We start from the raw sequence: 16,756 nt of genomic DNA, 5'->3' as shown, positions 1-16,756 counted from the left end.
TGCCTATTCTCATGCCTCGCGGAACCGGTATCCGACTCCGTAAAGGGTTTCGATCATCTCGAAGTCGTCGTCGACGGCCTTGAACTTCTTGCGCAGCCGCTTGATGTGGCTGTCGATGGTGCGGTCGTCGACATAGACCTGCTCATCATAGGCCGAATCCATCAGCGCATCACGGCTTTTTACCACGCCGGGGCGCTGCGCCAGCGAATGCAGGATGAGGAACTCGGTCACCGTCAGCGTCACCGGCTCGCCCTTCCAGGTGCAGGTGTGCCGCTCCTGGTCCATTACCAGCTGGCCGCGTTCGAGCGAGCGGGCCTGCTGGCTCGGCGCCTTGGCCGCCGCCTCGCGGGCGCTGGTCCGGCGCAGCACGGCGCGCACGCGCTCGACAAGGAGGCGCTGCGAGAAGGGTTTGCGGATGAAGTCGTCGGCGCCCATCTTGAGGCCGAACAATTCGTCGATCTCGTCATCCTTCGACGTCAAGAAGATGACCGGCAGGTCCGACTTCTGGCGCATGCGGCGAAGCAGCTCCATGCCGTCCATGCGCGGCATCTTGATGTCGAGGATGGCGAGGTTCGGCGGCCGCGCCGCCAGGCCTTCCAGCGCCGAGGCGCCGTCGGTGTAGGTTTCCACCCGATAGCCCTCGGATTCGAGCGCGATCGACACCGAGGTCAGAATATTACGGTCGTCGTCGACAAGCGCGATTGTTGCCATTTCAAGCGGCTCCCTCATGAGCTGTCCCTTCTGTCGTCGAGAAGGGGCTTTTGCAGGACAAATTGGGTACAAAATGTGGCACGGGCCTTGTCCGAAGTCACGAGCGGCCTGCCGTCACACGACATCGCACCCTAATTGGGATTGGACGCACCAAGCCTGCCAATCCTTTGGGCAACCTCTGCGATTTTTTGCACATATAAACGATTTAAACAACTTTCAAATTTTTTAAATCGATTAATGATTTGATATCATTCGGCTTTTCTGGTTTTGAACCTGACGGCCCCAGCGCGGGCTCCGGGGAGTCACCCGTCAGATGCGGCCAAATCCAGAGAGGAAATTTGATGTCGGAAGCCGGCAAACGCAACCCCGACTGCGCCATCGACGCGATCGGCCTGAAGACAACGGGCATGGTACGCTATAATTTTGGCGCGGCGGAACTCTACGAGGAAGCGATCCGGCGCGGCGAGGCGAGGTTGACCGCGCAGGGCGCGCTGGTCGCCGAGACCGGCCAGCACACCGGGCGTTCACCAAAGGACAAATTCGTCGTGCGCGACGAGGCGACCGGCGGCCAAGTCTGGTGGGACAACAACAAGGCCATCTCGCCGGGTGAGTTCGAAGCGCTGCTCGCGGATTTCAAGGCTCACGCAACCGGCAAGGACCTCTACGTGCAGGACCTCGTCGGCGGCGCCGACGCCGATCTGAAGCTGCCGACCCGGGTCATCACCGAATTCGCCTGGCATTCGCTGTTCATCCGCAATCTTTTGATCCGCCCTGAAGCCGCGGAGCTCGAGCGTTTCGTGCCGCGGATGACGATCATCGACCTGCCCTCCTTCCGCGCCGATCCGGCACGTCACGGCACCCGCACCGAGACGGTGATCGCGGTCGATCTCACCCGTAAGATCGTGCTGATCGGCGGCACCTCCTATGCCGGCGAGATGAAGAAGTCGGTGTTCACGATGCTGAACTACCTGCTGCCGGCAAAGGGCGTCATGCCGATGCACTGCTCCGCCAATGAAGGTCCGGACGGCGACACGGCCGTCTTCTTCGGCCTGTCCGGCACCGGCAAGACGACCCTTTCCGCGGATCCGTCGCGCACGCTGATCGGCGACGACGAGCATGGCTGGGGTCCGCAGGGCATCTTCAATTTCGAGGGCGGCTGCTACGCCAAGACGATCAGGCTGTCGGCAGAGGCCGAGCCGGAGATCTTCGCCACCACGCAGCGCTTCGGCACGGTGCTGGAGAACGTGATGCTCGACGCCGGCCGCGTTCCGGATTTCAACGATGGCAGCCTGACCGAGAACACGCGCTGCGCCTATCCGCTGGACTTTATCCCCAATGCCTCGAAGACCGGCCGCGCCGGTCATCCGAAGAACATCATCATGCTGACCGCCGACGCCTTCGGCGTCATGCCGCCGATCGCCAGGCTGACGCCGGCGCAGGCGATGTACCACTTCCTGTCGGGCTATACCGCCAAGGTCGCCGGCACGGAAAAAGGCGTCACCGAGCCGGAAGCGACGTTCTCGACCTGCTTCGGCGCCCCGTTCATGCCGCGCCACCCGTCCGAATACGGCAATCTGCTGCGCGAGCTGATCGCCAGCCACGGCGTCGACTGCTGGCTGGTCAACACCGGCTGGACCGGCGGCGCCTATGGCACCGGCCGCCGCATGCCGATCAAGGTGACACGCGCCTTGCTGGGCGCCGCGCTCGACGGTTCGCTGAACGCGGCCGAGTTCCGCACCGACGCCAATTTCGGCTTCGAGGTGCCGGTGGCGGTCCCGGGTGTCGACGGCGCCATTCTCGACCCGCGCTCGACCTGGGCGGACAAGGCCGGTTACGATCGCCAGGCCGCAAAGCTGGTCAACATGTTCGCGACCAATTTCGAGAAGTTCGAACGCCATGTCGACGCCACTATCCTCGGCGCCGCGCCGCGCTTGCAGGAAGCGGCTGAATAGCGGTCGCCTCTCATATCTTTCCTCCAGGGCCCGGCTCGCGCCGGGCCTTTTCTTTTTGCCGTCATCGCGTCATGAGTGCGTGCATGGCAAGCGACGACGACATCATCATCTCCGGCGAAGCGGTCATTCGCGCGGGCGACCTGCATGAGGACTTCATCCGCTCGTCCGGTCCGGGCGGCCAGAACGTCAACAAGGTGGCCACCGCCGTGCAACTGCGCTTCGACGCGGCGAACGCTTCCGGCCTGTCCGAGCGCGTGCGCGAGCGTGCCATCAAGCTTGCCGGCCAGCGCGCCACCAAGGACGGCGTCATCGTCATCGAGGCCGGCCGTTTCCGCACCCAGGAGCAGAACCGGGCCGATGCGCGGGCGCGGCTGACGGCGTTGATCGCCAAGGCGGCCGAGCCTCCACCGCCGCCGCGTAAGAAGACCAGGCCGTTCAAAGGCGCCGTGGAGCGCCGCCTCAAGAGCAAGGCGGGCCGATCGACAGTGAAAAAGCTGCGCGGCCGTGTCGAGAACGATTAAGCACGGTTGAATCGGCTGCTTCCAATTCTGGGTTGCAGGTGGCAAGCTCCGATTGCTGCAACAGCGAGGAGACCAGCCATGGGTATTTTCGATTTCGTCAAAGGCGTCGGCAAGAAGCTCGGCATCGGCGGCGACGACGAGGCATCGCCAAATGCGGATACGTTGAAGAAGGAGCTCGATTCCCACAAGCTGGGCACGGACGGCGTCGAGGTTGCCGTCCAGGGCGACACCGCGGTTTTGAAGGGCACGGTCAAGGATCAGTCGGTCTTCGAAAAGGCGGTGATCGCCGTCGGCAACACGCTCGGCGTCTCCAAGGTGCAGGCGGACGAGCTGAAGGTCGCGCCCGAGGCCGGCAAAGCGGCGCCGGCCAAGGAACCGACGCTCTATACCGTCCAGAAGGGCGATAATCTCTGGAAGATCGCCGAGAAATATTACGGCAAGGGGAAGGGCGCCAAGAACAACGTCATCTTCGAGGCCAACAAGCCGATGCTGACGCATCCCGACAAGATCTATTCCGGCCAGGTGCTGCGCATACCGGATATCGACCAGGCCTGAGGGGCATATCGCCGAGATTGAACGAACGGCGGCTTTCGGGTCGCCGTTTTCTTTTGCCGGTGGCATGCTGGAGCCGGATGATTTCAGGTCTGTTCGATCTGAAATCTGAATCCGTCTCTAAATCAAAGAGATAGAGCATGATGTCGTCCGAAAGCCGCTTCACGCTTTTCGGCATCACGCTCCAGGGCGGATAAACCGGATCGACCCATGCTCGTTCTTCCCAAAGGCGTCCGCCATATGCCGGGCTACATCGCCCGGCCGGCCCAGGATCAGGCGCGTCGTGCAGGCAGCACCCCTCTACGTGCCGGCCATGCCGCGAACCGGCAAGGAAATGAGCGTGCGCATGACCAATTGCGGCGCGCTTGGCTGGGTCACCGACAAGGAGCGCGGCTATCGCTACCAGCCTACGCATCCGGTGACGGGCGAGCCCTGGCCGCCGATCCCGGAAGCCTTGCTGCAACTGTGGCGCGAGGTCTCGGCCTACCCGCATCCGCCCGAGGCATGCCTGGTCAACTTCTATGCGGCGGACGCCAGAATGGGCCTGCATCAGGACCGCGACGAGCAGGACTTCGCCGCGCCCGTGGTGTCGGTCTCGCTGGGCGACGACTGCCAGTTCCGGGTCGGTCAGGACAGGCGCGAAGACGGCACGAAGTCGTTCAGGCTGAAGAGCGGCGACGTCGTCGTGCTTGGCGGCGAGGGACGCCTCGCCTTCCATGGCGTCGACCGCATCTATCCCGCGACATCGGCCCTCTTGAAGAATGGCGGCCGCATCAATCTGACGCTTCGGCGGGTGACGGTACCGGGCTGACGCGAGTATCGCGAAGCAGCACCCGCACGGTCTCGTCCTCGGCGATTGGCCGGTAGTCTTGCATCAGACGGACATAGTCCTGGTGGCGCGACAGCTCTTCGGCCAAGGCTTGGTTGTTTTTCTGAATGATGAGTATCGTCGGTCGTTTCGTCTCGAGCTCGGCAAGCTTGCCGTCGATGTAGCGGTCGGCCATCTCACGATAGTGAGAGGCCGCCTCTTTGTTGCCGTCCCGGGTTGCGATCGCCGAAAGGTAAAGCGCCGTATCACTCAGCCAGTCGCTGCAATAGCGTGAGATCCATGTTCCGCCGAGCATGCGGGTAAGCGGATGGCCCGCCGCGATGTCTGAGCCGACGAGTGCGACGGTCGGTTGATGAACCGCGGCCTTGACCTTGGCGACGAATTCAGCGCCCGGCTTTTGTGTTTTCATGAACGGAATGGCCGCGGCGACGACGATGGCGGCCAACAACAGCTTTTGCCCCGGTTCCATCATCCTGCCCGCCGACGAACGTGGCGCCGGATCGATTTGCGCGGCTCTCATCAGCAGCGCCGCCAGCAGCAGGCTAAACGCCGGGAATGCGTGATAGGGCCAACCCTTGGCCTGGTAGATCAACGGCGCCGTTGCCGCCAGCGAAGCGAGCGTGAACACGCTGACCAATGGCGACGGGGTTAAGCCCGGCCGAAGAAAATGCAGCATCAGGAGCGCGATAAGATAGACCGGGGCATAGTCGATCAGAATCGCCTGCATGTTCCCCATCCGCATGTAGGTGTCGGCCAGTATCGGATAGATGACGCTGAGGAATTCCGGATAGCAAAGCATCACGGCCACGGCATAGGCGACGCAGATCAGGCCGATCACCCAATATTCGACTGCCAGCAATGGCAAAATCGACCGGCGCCGCCAGGCCACGTACAGCGCCGGGACGAACACCACCAGCGCGTAGTAAGGCTTCACCAACAACAGGACGCTGCCGCCAAGCCCGGCAAGCACCGCCACCAGCAGGCTTGGCCGTGTCTCGTTCGCCGGCGCCGCGCGCCAGGCCATCAGCACCAGCAAAGGCAGGAACAACGCAACGCCCAGATGCTCCCGCTCGCTGAAGGCATTGCCGGGAAAGATGACCAGCAGCGCCAGGAACAGCGGCAGCATGGACAACAGCGCGCTGTTCTCCGCAAAGCCAGCCTGTCTGGCGATCAGCGCGGCAAAGCCGAGACCAATCAGGCAGACCGCATAGGCGTAGACATGGATCACCACTTCCGGCGACAAGCCGAGAGCCTGCGCCAGGGCCACGGCCGGCATGAACAACCAGGGCGTGAACGGCGGATTGACCTCGAACAGATCGACATAGAGCCGGGAGCCGGAAAGCACCCGTTCGGCCATGGTGATTGCCCAGCTGGTGTCGGGTATGACACCCCATCGCATTTGCCAGGGCACCGCCGCCGCCAAGACGAGCAGGCAGAGGACCAAGGTCCGTGTCACCACGCCGGCGCTGGACACGCCGGCCGGCGAGCGGTCCAGGATCGGGGTCATGGCCGACCTCTCGGCAAGCGAAGCGCGGGTTTCCATGTTCAACGGACCACCGCCGTGAAGACGAATTGGCGCAGGATAATGAAGTTCAGGGCCGGAACCAGCGTGCAGGCCATTGCCACCGGCACCAATGCCGGCAGCCCGACGACGTCGGCGAGCACTACGGTCAGCCCGACCGTGAGCAGGAAGCCGATCGCCGTGGCGCAGGCAAAGCGGATGATCTCGAAGCCCACCGCGCCGTCAGACATGAACGTCACGAAGCGGTGCCCGCAGTAGGAGAACACCGCGCCGGTGCCGTAGCCGGCGATCGAGGCGACCGTCGCCGGCATGCCGAAGCCATCCCGGTCCGATAGCGCCAGCGTCACTCCCGCATAGATCAGGGTCGATACGCCGCCGATCGCGGCAAACCGCAGGATTCGCGCCGACTCCGAACGACCCATGGCCCATGATCGGAATCGCTGGCCGGGCGAGGGAGCTCCTGCAGCCACGATCTTCTGCTGATTGAGCGCCTGCAGCAAAGTCAGCCGAGCCGCCGTTCGCGCGTCGCCGGCACACGGTCCTTCGGCGCTTCGGCGTTTCTCATCGCGGCGATCGCTTGCTCAAAACCGGTCAGGCGGTCGACCACATAGAGCGGTCTCCGCTTCACCTCGGCATGGATACCGCCGACATAGAGGCCGATGATGCCGGTCATGAAGAGATTGATGCCGGACAGGAAGGAGATGATCACCACCGTCGATGTCCAACCATGGACGACGTCGTTGGTGAAGAGCCAGGAAGCCAGGGCGTAAAGGCCGAGCACGGCCGCAAAGCCGGAAATGGCAAGGCCCGACCAAAGCGCCAGCCGCAAAGGCTTGTCGGAAAAGCTGATGACGCCATGGACCGCCAGCCGCACCATTTTCCAGAACGGATATTTGGTTTCGCCGGCCGCTCGCTCGGGCCGTTCGAACGACACCGCCGTTTGCTTGAAACCCATCCAGCCGAACATGCCGCGCACGAAGCGGTCGCGCTCGGGCATCTGCTTGAAGGTTTCCAGGGCCTTTCGTCCCACGAGCCGGAAATCGCCGACGTCGCGGGGGATGGTCACGGAGGTCATCTGCTCGAGAGCGCGGTAGAAGAGGCTGGCGCTCGCACGCTTGAAGAGCGTTTCCCCCTCGCGTTTGGTGCGGCGGGCATAGACGATCTCATAGCCTTCCTTCCATTTGGCGACGAGGTCGAGCACCACTTCGGGCGGGTCCTGCAAGTCCGCGTCCATGACGATCACGGCGTCGCCGGCTGCGGCGTCCATGCCGGCGGTGATCGCGATCTGGTGGCCGAAATTGCGCGACAGTTCGATCAGCCGGAAGCGTGGGTCCGAGGCCGTCATGCCGCGCAGGAAGATGACGCTTGTATCGCGGCTGCCATCGTCGACGAAGATCGCCTCGGCGCTGGCGTCGAGCTTGTCGAGCAAGGCCGTGATCCGTCGCACGAGCAGCGGCAGCACCGCCTCCTCGTTGAAGATCGGAATGACCAGTGAATAGACCGGGGCCTCGCGGCCAGCGGCATTGCCCGCATTGATCACCGGTTGCCTCCCGACACCCGCTGGAGTTTGGCTCGCAAAGCTAGTCGGGATTGCCTAAGGCGCCGTTAAGGGGGTCACAATTTCCTTAACGCCACTTCCTCGATCAGGTGGTTGGCGCCCTTGCGCAGGATGAGATCGGCCCGCGCCCTGGTCGGCAGGATGTTCTCGCGCAGGTTCTTCAGGTTGATGTTGGCCCAGAGCCCTTCGGCGATGGCCCGCGCGGCATCCTCGGAGAGCTGCGAATAGCGGTGGAAGAAGGAGTCCGGATTGCGGAAGGCGGTTTCACGCAGCCGCATGAAGCGCTGGATGTACCATTGATGGATCAGCTTCTCGTCAGCATCGATATAGATGGCGAAGTCGAAGAAGTCGGACAGGAACGGCACGATCTTGCCGTCCTTCGGCAGCTTGCCCGGCTGCAGGACGTTGATGCCTTCGAAGATCAGTATGTCCGGACGGTCGATGGTGACGAACTCGCCGGGGATCACGTCGTAGGTCAGGTGCGAATAGACCGGCGCGATGACGCTGTTTTGCGCCGACTTGATGCCGGACAGGAACCTGAGCAGCGCGCCGACGTCGTAGCTCTCGGGGAACCCCTTGCGCTCCATGAGGTTCTCGCGGCGCAGGATCTCGTTGGGCAACAGGAAGCCGTCGGTGGTGATGAGGTCCACCTTCGGGCTCGACGGCCAGCGCGCCAGGAGCTGCTTCAGCACGCGCGCCGTGGTCGACTTGCCGACCGCGACCGAGCCGGCGATGCCGATGATGAAGGGGGTCTTGACGACATCCTGCGCCTTGAAGAAGGCTTGGCGCTGCCTGAACAAAAGCTGGCTCGCCTCGACATGCGCCGAAAGCAGGCGGGACAACGAAAGGTAGATGCGCTTGACCTCTTCCAGGTCGACCGGGTCGTTGAGCGAGCGCAGCCGGTCGATCTCTTCTCCGGTCAGCGTCAGCGGCGTGTCTGCGCGGAACTGCGACCATTGCTCGGCGGAGAAGAATCGATAGGGGGAATACTTCTCGGTCGGAGCAAGCTGGTCCATCGGGTTTCCTGCCCTCCTCGCCGTCAGCCCCGGGCCATCAACCGCGGGGACGAGACGCCTTTTCGGCGATGCCCGAGCGGCCGGTTCGGCTCTCGAGCTCCTTCAGCACGTCGTCAAGCGGAATGCCCGCTATGCTAAGGACGACCAGCCAATGATATATAAGATCGGCGCTTTCCGAAACGAGGGCCTGCCTGTCGCCGCGGATGGCGGCGATCACGGTCTCGACCGCTTCCTCGCCGAGCTTCTGCGCCGCCTTGTCCATGCCTTTGGCGAACAGCTTCGCCGTCCACGAGTCAGCGTCGCCGGAATGGGCGCGCTGATGGATGATCGTTTCCAGCTCGGCGAGCGAAAATTGAGCCATAGCAGTGGTTTAAGTCCGATGTGCCGACGAGTCCAGCCGCATCGGCAGGCCGGCTCTGGCCATGTGCGCCTTGGCCTCGGCGATCGTGAAGGTACCGAAGTGGAAGATCGAGGCGGCAAGCACCGCACCGGCATGGCCGTCGCGGATGCCTTCGACCAGGTGATCGAGCGTTCCGACGCCGCCGGAAGCGATCACCGGCGCGCGCACCGCGTCGGCAATCGCGCGGGTGAGCGCAATGTCGTAGCCGGCCTTGGTGCCGTCGCGGTCCATCGAGGTCAAAAGGATCTCGCCGGCGCCGCGATCGACCATCGTCTTGGCGAATTCGACCGCGTCGATGCCGGTCTTCTCGCGCCCGCCATGAGTGAAAATCTCCCAGCGATCGGCTTCGCCGGCCGCCGATACCTTCTTGGCGTCGATCGCCACGACAATGCACTGGTTGCCGAACTTCTCGGCGGCTTCCGCGACGAAATCCGGGTTCTTCACCGCCGCAGTGTTGATCGATACCTTGTCGGCGCCGGCCAGCAGCAGCTTGCGGATGTCGGCGACCTGCCGCACGCCGCCGCCGACGGTGAGCGGCATGAAGCACTGCTCGGCCGTCCTGGCGACCACGTCGAAGATCGTCTCGCGATTGTCGGACGATGCGGTGATGTCGAGGAAGCAGAGCTCGTCGGCGCCAGCCGCATCATAAGCCTTGGCGGCTTCGACCGGGTCGCCGGCATCGATCAGGTCGACGAAATTGACGCCCTTGACCACGCGGCCGTTCTTGACGTCGAGGCAGGGGATGACGCGGGCCTTGAGCATCACTTGCCTTCCAGGGTCGAGAGCAGGTCGACCACCAGCTCGCCGACCAGCGGCGGCACGTCGCCCTTGGGGTCGAAGGCCGGATCATAGGCGGAAATGGTCAGCCCGGCGATGGCGAGCGGACCGGCGAGACCGCACATCGCGGTGCGCACCTGTTCGGGCGCCGGACCGCCGGGCGTGGTGTAGCGGTTGGCCTGCAGTTTTTCGGGATCGTGCACGTCGAGGTCGACATGCATGTGCACCTGGTTTGCGCCATCGGCCTTCAGCCTTTGCGCAGCAGCCTTCCAGTCCGGGCACTCGGTCCGGATGACGGGCAGCGCTTTCAGCAGCTCCTTCTCGGCCTCGTCGAGGTCGCGCGCATTGACCAAAACACAACGCGACGGATCGACCGGCTTGAAGCCGGGAATCTGGTTGGCCATCGTCCGCCAGCACAGGCCGAGTGCGACAGCCAGCGCCATGCCGTCGAGGAAACCGGTGGTGGAGGTCTCAGGCGTGTTGAGGTCGCCATGCTGGTCGGCCCAGATGATGGCGTCAGCGCCGGCACCGGCCACGGCGCCCGCGGCGGTCAGGCAGTTGCCCGCCAGCACGATCGGAAACCGCTTCTTGTCCATCGCGATGCGGACCTGGCCCGAAACGGCATTGCAGACGGCGAATCCGGTGCTGATCTCGCGCTCTTCTTCGTCCTCGACCACCTTGCCGATGTCATGCACCTCGACGTCGTGGCCGGCGAGCTTCAGCGCCTCGGCCAGCCCGCCCGAGATCAGCGCGTCCGGGCCCTGGCCGCAGCCGCCGTGGAAATGGCCGCTGTCATAGGATGCCAGGATGATGGAAATGTTCACGCTCTTGCCTCCGCCCGCTCGCCGCGCAGGATCGCCAGCGCCTCGGCCGGGTCGATACGTCCGTCATATAGGGCGCGGCCGGAGATCGCGCCTTCGAGTTTGTGCGCGTCCGGCATGGTCATGCGCACGATGTCGGCGATCGAGGCGAGGCCGCCGGACGCGATCACCGGAATGGACACCGCCTCGGCGAGGTCGATGGTCGAATCCCAGTTGATGCCGGTCAGCACACCGTCCCGATCGATGTCGGTGTAGATGATGGCGGCCACACCTGCCCCCTCGAACTTCTTCGCCAGCTCGATGACGCCGAGCTCGGAGGCCTCGGCCCAGCCCTCGACGGCGACCTTGCCGCCCTTGGCGTCGATGCCGACCGCTATTTTTCCGGGAAAAACCTTGCAGGCTTGCTTGACCAGTTCGGGTTCGCGCACCGCCACCGTGCCGAGGATAACGCGCGTCAGGCCGCGGTCCAGCCAGTCTTCGATCTGCGGCAAGGTGCGGATGCCGCCGCCGAGCTGCACCGGATTCTTCGTCGCCTTCAGGATGGCGCCGACCGCCGCTGAGTTGACGCTCTGGCCCTTGAAGGCGCCGTTGAGGTCGACGACATGCAGCCACTCGAAGCCCTGGTCCTCGAAGGCCTTGGCCTGCGCGGCGGGATCGTCATTGTAGATGGTGGCGGTGGCCATGTCGCCGTGCTTCAGGCGCACGCACTTGCCGTCCTTGAGGTCGATCGCCGGAAACAGGATCATGGGTCAGGCGCCCTCGACGATGACGAAATGGCCGGTCGAGGCGGCGAGCCGGAACTTCGAGGCATGCTGGTATTCAGGCGAGTGATAGCATTCGATCGCCTTGTCGTAGGTGTCGAACTCGACCAGCACGTGACGGTTGCCGGTCGCTCCTTCCGGACTCTCGTAGCGGCCGGCCCGGACCGGGAACTTCGCGCCGTATTTCGCGAAGGCGACGGCATTCGCTTCGATATACTGCTTGTAGACGTCCGGATCGCGGACATCGATCATCGCCATCCAATAGCCCTTCTTGCTCATTTTCAGGGCCTCCACTTCAAGAAATTGGTGATCAAGGCCAGGCCGAGCGCCTGGCTCTTTTCAGGATGAAACTGCGTGCCGGCGATATTGTCGCGCGCAACCGCTGCCGTCACCGCGCCGCCATAGTCCGCTGTCGCCACGATCTCGGCCGGGTTCTTCGCTTCCAGATGATAGGAATGGACGAAATAGGCGTGCAATCCCTTCGCCCCGGTCTCGATGCCGGAAAACAGCGGATGCGGGCGGGTAAGCTCGATCGTGTTCCAGCCGATCTGCGGGATTTTCAGCGCCGGATCGGACGGCGTGATCTCCTTGACGTCGCCGGCGACCCAGCCGAGGCCCTTGGTGACGGTCTTTTCGAGGCCGCGTTCCGACATCAGCTGCATGCCGACGCAGATGCCGAGGAAAGGCCGCCCCTTGGCGATTGCCGCTTCCTCCACCGCCTCCCACATGCCTGCCACCGCGTGCAGGCCGGCGGCGCAGTCGGCATAGGCGCCGACACCCGGCAGCACGATGCGGTCGGCGGAACGCACCCGCTCGGCGTCGGCCGTCAGCTCGATCGTCGCCGCAAGGCCCGCCTCATGCGCGGCGCGCTCGAAGGCCTTGGTGGCCGAGCGCAGATTACCCGAACCGTAGTCGATGATGGCTACCCGCATGTCAGGGCCTTCCGGGCGTATGGGTCAGTCCCAGCGCCATGCCTGTCTGTGGCGGACGGGCCAGCGACGCATCCGGCACGATGCGCGGCATTGGCGCCTCCTGCTCGACATCGTCGGCGGTTTCCAGCGCATGGCGCGTCTCGGCATCGCCGAGATTGCCGGCCTCGACCACGCCCCATTCCCGCCAGCCGCGCCGACGAAGTGCCGCGATGCGCAGGCCCCGGCCTTCGAACCCGACATAGAGCGAGACCAGCAGCGACAGCAGCGATCCGGCCGCTTCGAGCCCGAGCCTCTCGCCGAGTACCGACAGGAGCGCCATGACGATGAAGGTCAGGGCCGCCTCGATCCACAACCGGTGCCAGGCGAGCCAGAGCGGCGCGGCCAGGAAGCCCAGCCAGGTGAAACTGTCGCGCACGAAGATCGCGTCCTCGGCTTTGTTGCCGCCAGCCGGCGGCTGCATCACCACATAGATCGCCATAGGGCTATCCTTTCAGGGATCCCTTGGTGGAAGGCACCGTGTCGGGCTGGCGCGGATCGCGCTCCAGCGCCGCACGCAGCGCCCGCGCCACCGCCTTGAAGCAGGTTTCGGCGATGTGATGGTTGTTGGCGCCGTAATGGTTGGTCACGTGCAGCGTGATGCCGGCATTCTGCGCCAGCGCCTGGAAGAATTCGCGCACCAGTTCGGTGTCGAACGTGCCGATCTTCGGCGACGAGAAGGCGACGTTCCAGACCAGGAAAGGCCGGCCGGAGACGTCGATCGCCGCCCTGGTCAGCGTCTCGTCCATGGCGAGGTCGATCGAGGCGTAGCGCATGATGCCGCGCCGCTCGCCCAGCGCCTTGCTCAACGCCTGGCCGATCGCGATGCCGGTGTCCTCGACGGTGTGGTGGTCGTCGATATGCAGGTCGCCCTTGGCCTTGATCGTCATGTCGATCAGCGAATGCCGCGACAACTGGTCGAGCATATGGTCGAAGAAGCCGACACCGGTCGAAATGTCGGATTTTCCCTTGCCGTCGACATGGACGGAGGCCGAAATCTCGGTTTCCTTGGTCTTGCGGCTGACTTCGGCCGAACGCGTCATCGCTCTGTCCTTGTTGCCCTGTTCGGAGGCGCCAGGGCTTGAAAACGAAAGCCTTCTATCAGCATGATCCGGCGATTGCCAGTTGCCATTCCTAGCGGTATCGGCCTCGGCTGAGGGGCGGTTTGCAATCGTTGGCCCTATGCATACATATGGCCGATCAAACTCACTCGTACCGCGCCAATCGCCTTTTTCAAGGGATAGCGCGCATCGGAGCTCAAATGTCGAACGAACTCACCATGCACGCCACGACCATCATCAGCGTGCGCAAGGGCAATAAGGTCGTGATCGCCGGCGACGGCCAGGTCAGCCTCGGCCAGACGATCATGAAGGGCAACGCCCGCAAGGTGCGCCGCATCGGCAAGGGCGGCAGCGTCATTGCCGGCTTCGCCGGCGCCACCGCCGATGCCTTCACCTTGCTCGAGCGGCTCGAGGCCAAGCTCGAGCAATATCCCGACCAGCTGACGCGCGCCTGCGTCGAGCTCGCCAAGGACTGGCGCACCGACCGCTATCTGCGCCGCCTGGAAGCCATGATGCTGGTCGCCGACAAGTCGGTCTCGCTGGCGCTGACCGGCAATGGTGACGTGCTGGAGCCCGAGCATGGCGTCATGGCCATCGGCTCCGGCGGCAATTACGCGCTGGCCGCGGCACGCGCGCTGATCGACACCGACAAGGATGCCGAGGAGATCGCCCGCAAGGCCATGCAGATCGCGTCCGACATCTGCGTCTACACCAACAACAATTTTGTCGTCGAAACGCTCGATGCCGCCTGACGACCATGATCCCAAGAAGTGGGAATCGGTTTTTGGACGAGATCATGGTCGAACAGGAAGATAGCTATGATTTTCGGCCGGTCACGGAAAAAGACCTGCCGATGATCGCCAGTTGGCTGCGCGAGCCGCATGTTGCCGCATGGTGGGACGATCCGACCAAGGAAATCGCCGAGATCCGCGAGCATATCGATTCGGTCTCGGTGGAACCGCTCATCGTCGAGCTCGACGGCAGGCCGATCGCCTATCTGCAGAGCTATGACCCGCATATGGAGGACGATCATCCCTATGCCGATCAGCCCTTCGGCACACTTGGCATCGATCTGTCGATCGGTCCGCCGGAGCTGGTCGGCATCGGCCATGGCTCGGCCATCGTGCGCCAGTTCGTCGAGGAGCTTTTCGAGGAAGGCGCGCCGCGCGTCATCATCGATCCGCATCCCGACAATGGCCGCGCCATCCGCGCCTATGAGAAGGCGGGCTTCAGGCCGATCGGCCGCAGGCATTCGCAAGATGGGGACGTCGTGCTGATGGCTGTCGATGCGGCCGAAGACGACGAAATTTTGGGGGACTGACCGAATGACCGCATCCGAACAGAACAAGACCCTATCGGCCTATGAGGACAGCTGGCGAATGGGCCTGCTGCTCGTGCTTGCCCTGGTCATCTTCCAGGCGGGCGGCTTGTACGGCATGGGCCATCCGCCGATCTGCACCTGCGGCTACGTCAAGCTCTGGCACGGCGTGGTCAACAGCTCGGAGAATTCCCAGCACATCGCCGACTGGTACACCTTCTCGCACATCATCCATGGCTTCCTGTTCTACGCGCTGGCGACGTTCCTGTTTCCGCGCTCGCCGGTCGGGCTGAGGCTCGCTTTCGCGGTCCTGATCGAGGGCGGCTGGGAGCTTCTGGAGAACAGCCCTTTCATCATCGACCGCTACCGCGCCGGCACGATCTCGCTCAACTATTACGGCGACTCCATCATCAACTCGGTGTCCGACACGCTGTTCATGGCGCTGGGATTTGTGATGGCGCGAAAGCTACCTATATGGGTGATCGTGGCCCTGGCGCTCATCTTCGAGCTCGGCACGGGCTACATCATCCGGGACAATCTGACGCTCAACGTGATCATGCTGCTGCATCCGTTCGAGTCCATCAAGCAGTGGCAAAGTGGAATTTGAGTCTTATGAGCACCTTTTCTCCCCGTGAAATCGTTTCGGAACTCGACCGCTTCATCATCGGCCAGAAGGACGCCAAGCGCGCCGTGGCGATCGCCTTGCGCAACCGCTGGCGCCGCCAGCAGCTGGAAGGCCAGATGCGCGAAGAGGTGATGCCGAAGAACATCCTGATGATCGGCCCGACCGGCGTCGGCAAGACCGAGATCTCGCGCCGCCTGGCGCGGCTTGCCGGCGCGCCCTTCGTCAAGGTCGAGGCGACCAAGTTCACCGAGGTCGGCTATGTCGGCCGCGATGTCGAACAGATCGTGCGCGACCTCGTCGAGGTTGCCATCGGCCTGGCACGCGAAAAGATGCGCGGCGATGTCAATGCGCGCGCCCAGGTCAATGCCGAGGAACGCGTGCTGGAAGCCCTCGTCGGCAAGACGGCGAGCCCGGCGACCCGCGACAGCTTCCGCAAGAAGCTGCGCGACGGCGAGCTCGACGACAAGGAGATCGAGATCGAGGTGGCCGACACCGGCACCGGCGGCATGCCCGGTTTCGAGATTCCCGGCATGCCCGGCGCCAATGTCGGCGTGCTCAACATCAACGACATGTTGTCGAAGGCGATGGGCGGCCGCAAGACCAAGACCCGCAAGACCACGGTGCGCGATTCCTACGCGCTGCTGGTCAACGACGAGTCCGACAAGCTGCTCGACCAGGACGAGGTGGTGCGCAGGGCGCTCGAGTCGGCCGAGAATGACGGCATCGTCTTCCTCGACGAGATCGACAAGATCGCGGCCAGGAGCGACATTTCGGGCGGCCCGTCGCGCGAAGGCGTGCAGCGCGACCTGCTGCCGCTGGTCGAAGGCACCACGGTCGCGACCAAGTATGGGCCGATCAAGACCGACCATATATTGTTCATCGCTTCGGGCGCCTTCCACGTCTCCAAGCCGTCCGACCTGCTGCCCGAGCTGCAGGGCCGCCTGCCGATCCGTGTCGAGCTGCGCGCGCTGGAGAAGGCGGATTTCATCCGCATCCTCACCGAGACGGAGGCAAGCCTCATCAAGCAGTATATCGCGCTGATGAAGACCGAAGGCGTCGAGCTGACCTTCACCGACGACGCCATCGATTCGCTCGCCGGCATCGCCGTCGACCTCAACGCCAGCGTCGAGAACATCGGCGCGCGGCGCCTGCAGACGGTGATGGAGCGCGTGCTGGACGAAATCTCCTACGACGCCCCGGACCGCAACGGCACGGCCGTCACCATCGACGCCGCCTATGTCGAGAAGCATGTCGGCGACTTGTCTCGCAACACCGACCTGTCGCGGTTCATCCTTTAGCTCGTGATTTCGGGCTGGCTGCAGGCCAGGCCGAAACGCCCTCGCCAATGCCCGATTTAGGGCTGG

General features: G+C 63.8%; 20 protein-coding genes and 1 pseudogene. 8 read left to right on the top strand and 13 right to left on the bottom strand.

Translation table 11 applies throughout. The features are described 5' to 3' along the window. Positions 1-9: 9 nt before the first annotated feature. Positions 10-711, bottom strand: a complete 702-nt coding sequence (locus tag FJW07_RS22295; RefSeq protein WP_006201274.1) for a response regulator transcription factor — start codon at positions 709-711, stop codon at positions 10-12. Between the two features lie 341 nt (positions 712-1,052). Here FJW07_RS22295 and FJW07_RS22290 point away from each other — a divergent pair, with 341 nt between their 5' ends. From FJW07_RS22290 to FJW07_RS22270, 4 genes and pseudogenes are all read left to right on the top strand, one after another. Further along, the gene (locus FJW07_RS22290; protein ID WP_140858795.1) at positions 1,053-2,663 is read left to right on the top strand and encodes a phosphoenolpyruvate carboxykinase; all 1,611 of its coding nucleotides are present in this window, start codon (positions 1,053-1,055) and stop codon (positions 2,661-2,663) included. Between the two features lie 83 nt (positions 2,664-2,746). Continuing rightward, positions 2,747-3,184: an alternative ribosome rescue aminoacyl-tRNA hydrolase ArfB gene (gene arfB / locus FJW07_RS22285; RefSeq protein WP_140858794.1), complete on the top strand. Its 438-nt coding sequence runs from the start codon at positions 2,747-2,749 to the stop codon at positions 3,182-3,184. 78 nt (positions 3,185-3,262) lie between these two features. Then, the gene (lysM, locus tag FJW07_RS22280; protein ID WP_140858793.1) at positions 3,263-3,739 is read left to right on the top strand and encodes a peptidoglycan-binding protein LysM; all 477 of its coding nucleotides are present in this window, start codon (positions 3,263-3,265) and stop codon (positions 3,737-3,739) included. A 207-nt stretch (positions 3,740-3,946) separates the two neighbouring features. Continuing rightward, a pseudogene (locus FJW07_RS22270) lies at positions 3,947-4,547 on the top strand (alpha-ketoglutarate-dependent dioxygenase AlkB). Here FJW07_RS22270 and FJW07_RS22265 read toward each other — a convergent pair. The 12 genes from FJW07_RS22265 to hisB all read right to left on the bottom strand — a co-directional run bounded on the left by FJW07_RS22265 (position 4,510) and on the right by hisB (position 13,431). Continuing rightward, positions 4,510-6,072, bottom strand: a complete 1,563-nt coding sequence (locus tag FJW07_RS22265; protein ID WP_140858791.1) for a glycosyltransferase family 39 protein — start codon at positions 6,070-6,072, stop codon at positions 4,510-4,512. The pseudogene FJW07_RS22270 and the gene FJW07_RS22265 sit on opposite strands and share 38 nt — an antisense overlap. A 38-nt stretch (positions 6,073-6,110) precedes the next feature. Further along, entirely contained in the window at positions 6,111-6,509 is a 399-nt protein-coding gene (locus FJW07_RS22260; RefSeq protein WP_140858790.1) for a GtrA family protein, read from the bottom strand. Between the two features lie 80 nt (positions 6,510-6,589). Beyond that, a complete protein-coding gene (locus FJW07_RS22255) occupies positions 6,590-7,627 on the bottom strand; it encodes a glycosyltransferase family 2 protein (RefSeq protein WP_246680843.1) in 1,038 nt (345 codons plus the stop codon). A gap of 74 nt (positions 7,628-7,701) precedes the next feature. Beyond that, positions 7,702-8,661: a type I pantothenate kinase gene (gene coaA, locus FJW07_RS22250; protein ID WP_140641722.1), complete on the bottom strand. Its 960-nt coding sequence runs from the start codon at positions 8,659-8,661 to the stop codon at positions 7,702-7,704. Positions 8,662-8,698: 37 nt separating this feature from the next. Beyond that, positions 8,699-9,022 (bottom strand): phosphoribosyl-ATP diphosphatase, encoded by a 324-nt coding sequence (locus FJW07_RS22245; protein ID WP_140641720.1) that lies wholly within the window; start codon positions 9,020-9,022, stop codon positions 8,699-8,701. Between the two features lie 9 nt (positions 9,023-9,031). Further along, positions 9,032-9,826 (bottom strand): imidazole glycerol phosphate synthase subunit HisF, encoded by a 795-nt coding sequence (gene hisF / locus FJW07_RS22240; protein WP_181182699.1) that lies wholly within the window; start codon positions 9,824-9,826, stop codon positions 9,032-9,034. Then, a complete protein-coding gene (locus FJW07_RS22235; protein ID WP_140708471.1) occupies positions 9,823-10,662 on the bottom strand; it encodes an arginase family protein in 840 nt (279 codons plus the stop codon). The genes hisF and FJW07_RS22235 overlap by 4 nt, the downstream gene beginning before the upstream one ends. Next, entirely contained in the window at positions 10,659-11,405 is a 747-nt protein-coding gene (hisA, locus tag FJW07_RS22230; RefSeq protein WP_140641714.1) for a 1-(5-phosphoribosyl)-5-[(5-phosphoribosylamino)methylideneamino]imidazole-4-carboxamide isomerase, read from the bottom strand. The genes FJW07_RS22235 and hisA overlap by 4 nt, the downstream gene beginning before the upstream one ends. A 3-nt stretch (positions 11,406-11,408) precedes the next feature. Beyond that, on the bottom strand, positions 11,409-11,699 hold the full coding sequence (locus FJW07_RS22225) for a DUF1330 domain-containing protein (protein ID WP_140641712.1): 291 nt from the start codon (positions 11,697-11,699) through the stop codon (positions 11,409-11,411). Between the two features lie 2 nt (positions 11,700-11,701). After that, on the bottom strand, positions 11,702-12,352 hold the full coding sequence (gene hisH, locus FJW07_RS22220; protein ID WP_140641710.1) for an imidazole glycerol phosphate synthase subunit HisH: 651 nt from the start codon (positions 12,350-12,352) through the stop codon (positions 11,702-11,704). A 1-nt stretch (position 12,353) separates the two neighbouring features. Further along, positions 12,354-12,830, bottom strand: a complete 477-nt coding sequence (locus FJW07_RS22215; RefSeq protein ID WP_140858788.1) for a DUF2628 domain-containing protein — start codon at positions 12,828-12,830, stop codon at positions 12,354-12,356. A 4-nt stretch (positions 12,831-12,834) separates the two neighbouring features. Next, complete coding sequence (gene hisB, locus FJW07_RS22210) at positions 12,835-13,431, bottom strand: imidazoleglycerol-phosphate dehydratase HisB (protein WP_140858787.1); 597 nt, start codon at positions 13,429-13,431, stop codon at positions 12,835-12,837. Positions 13,432-13,649: 218 nt separating this feature from the next. Between hisB and hslV the strand changes: the two genes are divergently transcribed. The 4 genes from hslV to hslU are packed head-to-tail and all read left to right on the top strand — an operon-like array spanning position 13,650 to position 16,690. Continuing rightward, positions 13,650-14,201 (top strand): ATP-dependent protease subunit HslV, encoded by a 552-nt coding sequence (gene hslV / locus FJW07_RS22205; RefSeq protein ID WP_040986886.1) that lies wholly within the window; start codon positions 13,650-13,652, stop codon positions 14,199-14,201. 44 nt (positions 14,202-14,245) lie between these two features. Then, positions 14,246-14,770: a GNAT family N-acetyltransferase gene (locus tag FJW07_RS22200; RefSeq protein WP_140858786.1), complete on the top strand. Its 525-nt coding sequence runs from the start codon at positions 14,246-14,248 to the stop codon at positions 14,768-14,770. Between the two features lie 4 nt (positions 14,771-14,774). Then, positions 14,775-15,374 (top strand): DUF2585 domain-containing protein, encoded by a 600-nt coding sequence (locus tag FJW07_RS22195; RefSeq protein WP_140858785.1) that lies wholly within the window; start codon positions 14,775-14,777, stop codon positions 15,372-15,374. A 5-nt stretch (positions 15,375-15,379) separates the two neighbouring features. Continuing rightward, positions 15,380-16,690: an ATP-dependent protease ATPase subunit HslU gene (hslU, locus tag FJW07_RS22190; RefSeq protein ID WP_140658744.1), complete on the top strand. Its 1,311-nt coding sequence runs from the start codon at positions 15,380-15,382 to the stop codon at positions 16,688-16,690. Positions 16,691-16,756 lie beyond the last annotated feature (66 nt).

The sequence above is a fragment of the Mesorhizobium sp. B3-1-9 genome (genome assembly GCF_006439595.1).
In the GTDB taxonomy this organism is placed as follows: domain Bacteria; phylum Pseudomonadota; class Alphaproteobacteria; order Rhizobiales; family Rhizobiaceae; genus Mesorhizobium.
The sequence above is the reverse complement of the archived record's forward strand: the minus strand, read 5'-3'. Positions and strand labels throughout refer to the sequence as shown.

Bases quoted from the DNA above. Each gene is read 5' to 3' on its own strand.
- FJW07_RS22295 (WP_006201274.1), bottom strand. From the start codon at position 711: ATGGCAACAATCGCGCTTGTCGACGACGACCGTAATATTCTGACCTCG.
- FJW07_RS22290 (WP_140858795.1), top strand. From the start codon at position 1,053: ATGTCGGAAGCCGGCAAACGCAACCCCGACTGCGCCATCGACGCGATC.
- arfB (WP_140858794.1), top strand. From the start codon at position 2,747: ATGGCAAGCGACGACGACATCATCATCTCCGGCGAAGCGGTCATTCGC.
- lysM (WP_140858793.1), top strand. From the start codon at position 3,263: ATGGGTATTTTCGATTTCGTCAAAGGCGTCGGCAAGAAGCTCGGCATC.
- FJW07_RS22265 (WP_140858791.1), bottom strand. From the start codon at position 6,072: ATGACCCCGATCCTGGACCGCTCGCCGGCCGGCGTGTCCAGCGCCGGC.
- FJW07_RS22260 (WP_140858790.1), bottom strand. From the start codon at position 6,509: ATGGGTCGTTCGGAGTCGGCGCGAATCCTGCGGTTTGCCGCGATCGGC.
- coaA (WP_140641722.1), bottom strand. From the start codon at position 8,661: ATGGACCAGCTTGCTCCGACCGAGAAGTATTCCCCCTATCGATTCTTC.
- FJW07_RS22245 (WP_140641720.1), bottom strand. From the start codon at position 9,022: ATGGCTCAATTTTCGCTCGCCGAGCTGGAAACGATCATCCATCAGCGC.
- hisA (WP_140641714.1), bottom strand. From the start codon at position 11,405: ATGATCCTGTTTCCGGCGATCGACCTCAAGGACGGCAAGTGCGTGCGC.
- FJW07_RS22225 (WP_140641712.1), bottom strand. From the start codon at position 11,699: ATGAGCAAGAAGGGCTATTGGATGGCGATGATCGATGTCCGCGATCCG.
- hisH (WP_140641710.1), bottom strand. From the start codon at position 12,352: ATGCGGGTAGCCATCATCGACTACGGTTCGGGTAATCTGCGCTCGGCC.
- FJW07_RS22215 (WP_140858788.1), bottom strand. From the start codon at position 12,830: ATGGCGATCTATGTGGTGATGCAGCCGCCGGCTGGCGGCAACAAAGCC.
- hisB (WP_140858787.1), bottom strand. From the start codon at position 13,431: ATGACGCGTTCGGCCGAAGTCAGCCGCAAGACCAAGGAAACCGAGATT.
- hslV (WP_040986886.1), top strand. From the start codon at position 13,650: ATGTCGAACGAACTCACCATGCACGCCACGACCATCATCAGCGTGCGC.
- FJW07_RS22200 (WP_140858786.1), top strand. From the start codon at position 14,246: ATGGTCGAACAGGAAGATAGCTATGATTTTCGGCCGGTCACGGAAAAA.
- FJW07_RS22195 (WP_140858785.1), top strand. From the start codon at position 14,775: ATGACCGCATCCGAACAGAACAAGACCCTATCGGCCTATGAGGACAGC.
- hslU (WP_140658744.1), top strand. From the start codon at position 15,380: ATGAGCACCTTTTCTCCCCGTGAAATCGTTTCGGAACTCGACCGCTTC.